The sequence below is a fragment of the Pseudoalteromonas sp. NBT06-2 genome, assembly GCF_002276045.1.
In the GTDB taxonomy this organism is placed as follows: Bacteria; Pseudomonadota; Gammaproteobacteria; order Enterobacterales; family Alteromonadaceae; genus Pseudoalteromonas.
Genome location: NZ_NQMR01000191.1, coordinates 1 through 3,122, shown reverse-complemented (window position 1 = coordinate 3,122; position 3,122 = coordinate 1). Strand labels below are relative to the sequence as shown.

The following is a 3,122-nucleotide window of genomic DNA, read 5'->3' as shown; positions in this document are numbered from 1 at the left end:
ATAATTCAGGCTCTTTCATTTGCGAGGTCCTAATTAAGCGCTGTGCTTGTTGGGCTTTGTGCGTCGCACTGGAAATAGCAATCTCACTTACTTGTTTATCTCCTGAGCTTGCAACAACTGGCTTATTCGTGTGTTTACTCATACAATCACCTTGGTTGATACGGTTAAATTACCAGTGACTTTAAACTGGCATTGGTAAATTAAATTATTGGTTTCACGGCTCAGCTCTACTGTTCGCCCGCGGTGTAACTTAATTGGTTGCCAGGGCGCAAAAGCACATCCTGCAATAGCCTGTTTTACTTTGCCGCGTAATGTTTTAATTTGGCTGTCTGAATTAACATTACCTGCAACACAGGGCATGACTATCATGACGGCAAATATTTCAGTGGCGATATATTCATCTTCACCTGTGACACTGCTTACATCATCATAATTATCATCAAGGGGTAAAACGTATAGCGTGGGGCTTTGAACTGACTTTTTACGTGCGGCATTAAAATCAGCTGCAAAACCGACCTGGGCAATCTTGGCATTTTTTAAATGTGTCTCTATTGTGTTTAAATCAAAATTAAACATGTTTTAAACCCCCTTTAAATTGTGTTTAAACTCACTTTTTTAAAATCATTTGTTTAAACTCATCTGTTTAAACTTGCAGCTTTAAATTAACCAGTCATCAATAATGTCATTAATCTCTTGTGCCTGAATTGCTTCAATTCCCACAATAGGTCTAGCTGGTAAGGTGACACTGTGATTGCGTCCTGTTTTACCGCCAAAGTGATGTATTGCAGCATACTGCTCACCTAAACCATGCTCTAATGTATCGCCTTGTACGTTATGGCTAATGGAGTCAGCTAACTGCCGAGTATCGGTAAGGGTTAAACCACCACGTGCCTTTGCAGCCTCACTGTGTTGCCATTTATTACCACCTGGTGTTTCTTCACGGGTAAAGCGCAATAACACATCAGCATCTAAAAACGCACCTATTTCATCTAATACTGGCTCAGGTCGTTGAGCTTTATCTGCTAACAGTGTTAAACGGGAGAGGGCATTACCACTAATATCAATAAATACCCCAGCCATTTAAAACCGACCTAAATCAAAACTACTCATCACTTTTCGAGTTCTCATTGCTGTGGTACTTTGGGTATGTGTGTTGGTTTTAATTTGGATCACACCTTTACTAACTTTATCCAATTGACGTATCGCAAAGTTGCGTTTATCACTGATATCTTCATCTGCTGTGTTAATACATAACTCGTATTGCATTAAATCAATGTAGATACCAGGTAAAACAGAGGCTGTAATGTCAGCTTGGGTTAAACTAAATCGGGCGACATATCCGGTTATTAATGCCGTTACAGTTTTATCACTTTCGTGATACCAGTCACTAATTTGCTGCTGCAATTGGGTTTGTGGTGTGTTTTGTAATGCGGTTTGTATATCAATCGCTTGGGGTTGATTGTCATAATCTGCAACATCACCAAACTTACCTGATACAAATTGCAATAACAGATTAATACCAATTTTATTAATGACTTGCGCTGCACTTGCGAACATAAATACCTCTGTTGATTAACTGAGTTAGTAAAATATTGGTCCGTAATAAGATTCGAAATAAGAACGATAGTAAGACCTAATAATTAAGTCTTACTCAAAGCCAACCCCAAACCTAACCCAAAATCCAATCCCTAAACTACGGGGTATAACCAATGGTATCTGTGAGTAAAATACCGCATTCCTTTGCAATGGCTAATTCACATAACGATTCACCCACCATCACTTCAGTACCCCCATGTAAACCTGCTTGCACACTTCTGCGACTGGATACCCGAGCACCATATTGTGCTGTCATTGCAAAGGTCATACGGGAGTTTTGTGTACTGGCGAGGGGGTCAACATATGTCAGTGCTAAGTTATCTTGCCAGGCTCTTGAGTAAGTCGGTGTTTTACCTTTTTTAGCGGTATTCACAAAGGCTGCACCAATATTAACGCGTTCGATTTCTAAGGTATCAGTAATAAATTTAAGCGGTACTAAACCACTGTCACCTAAAGAGCCGTTATAGGCTTTTATCACGTGTTTATTACTTCTGAGCTTAGTTGCTACTTTACGCGACATGGTCATGGTATTGGCAGTCATAAACATGTCATCAAGCATTTCTTGTAAATACACTAAAACATCTAAATTTGGGTCATCTAAATGTTTTAACGTACCAGAGCCAAGTTTATAAGTCGCACCAAAGTTATCAGCGTTGCTATACATATTAGCAACACGTACTTCTCGTGCTAATAAAATAATGTCACTAATGCTTTCAGTGGCATGATTTAAAGGGTCATAATGGGCTGGTGCATTATCAATATCATCTTGTGGTACAACATCTGATAAACCGTAATCTTCACATGCGGCATTATCTTCACTTGATGAGAACTCAACTTGATTAGGTGCACTTTTACGACCAATACGCGTATCAGGAATGGTCATCCTATCTGCTTTATCAAAAATCGTATATTTGAAGTTTTTCTTACCAACAGTCACACGAGGACACACAGCATCAGCAATTAAACTTTTATTTCTATAAGCTATTGCTATGGCCGTTTGTTCAACTGAAGGGGTAAAGGGCATACCGCTCATAATTTAAATCCTTACTTTATAATTAAAAAAGGGCTAATTGTGGTACTGCCTATCGTGCCAGCATCACCAGACTCAAGGGCAATACCGATGGCCCAAACGGCTGCATCATCTGCATATTGCGCAGGTGTAAAAACAACAGCCTTACCTTCATCATCACTGACCAACACATCACCCGTTGCGATATCAGCGCCATATTCAATCACACCTGTTTGGTCCATCACCACATCACAGCGTATTTCTCGATTACCTGAGCTTGAACCATGCTCACTTAACCCTGCAATGGGCGTGGCCACACCTGTAGCTTGTTTCACACTAAAGTCAGAGGTACTATCAAATGCCACAATACGATAAGCATCAATCACAGCAGTTGCGGTAAAGTTTTTAATAAATCCAGGATTGGCCATTATTGCACTCCTTGAATGCGGGTCATTGCATCAGAGATAGAAATCACAAAGCCTTTATCGGCTTGTGCTTGTTGATAATCAGAGGCTTT

General features: G+C 40.0%; 5 protein-coding genes. All 5 read right to left on the bottom strand.

Annotation, left to right across the window (positions count from 1 at the left end):
- Positions 1–138: 138 nt before the first annotated feature.
- Positions 139–576: a phage tail terminator protein gene (locus CJF42_RS23450; protein WP_095368977.1), complete on the bottom strand. Its 438-nt coding sequence runs from the start codon at positions 574–576 to the stop codon at positions 139–141.
- An 81-nt stretch (positions 577–657) separates the two neighbouring features.
- Entirely contained in the window at positions 658–1,080 is a 423-nt protein-coding gene (locus CJF42_RS23445; RefSeq protein WP_095368976.1) for a phage virion morphogenesis protein, read from the bottom strand.
- The gene (locus CJF42_RS23440) at positions 1,081–1,557 is read right to left on the bottom strand and encodes a phage protein Gp36 family protein (RefSeq protein WP_095368975.1); all 477 of its coding nucleotides are present in this window, start codon (positions 1,555–1,557) and stop codon (positions 1,081–1,083) included.
- Between the two features lie 136 nt (positions 1,558–1,693).
- A complete protein-coding gene (locus CJF42_RS23435) occupies positions 1,694–2,629 on the bottom strand; it encodes a capsid protein (RefSeq protein ID WP_252097718.1) in 936 nt (311 codons plus the stop codon).
- Positions 2,630–2,640: 11 nt separating this feature from the next.
- Positions 2,641–3,033: a DUF2190 family protein gene (locus tag CJF42_RS23430; RefSeq protein WP_095368973.1), complete on the bottom strand. Its 393-nt coding sequence runs from the start codon at positions 3,031–3,033 to the stop codon at positions 2,641–2,643.
- Positions 3,034–3,122 lie beyond the last annotated feature (89 nt).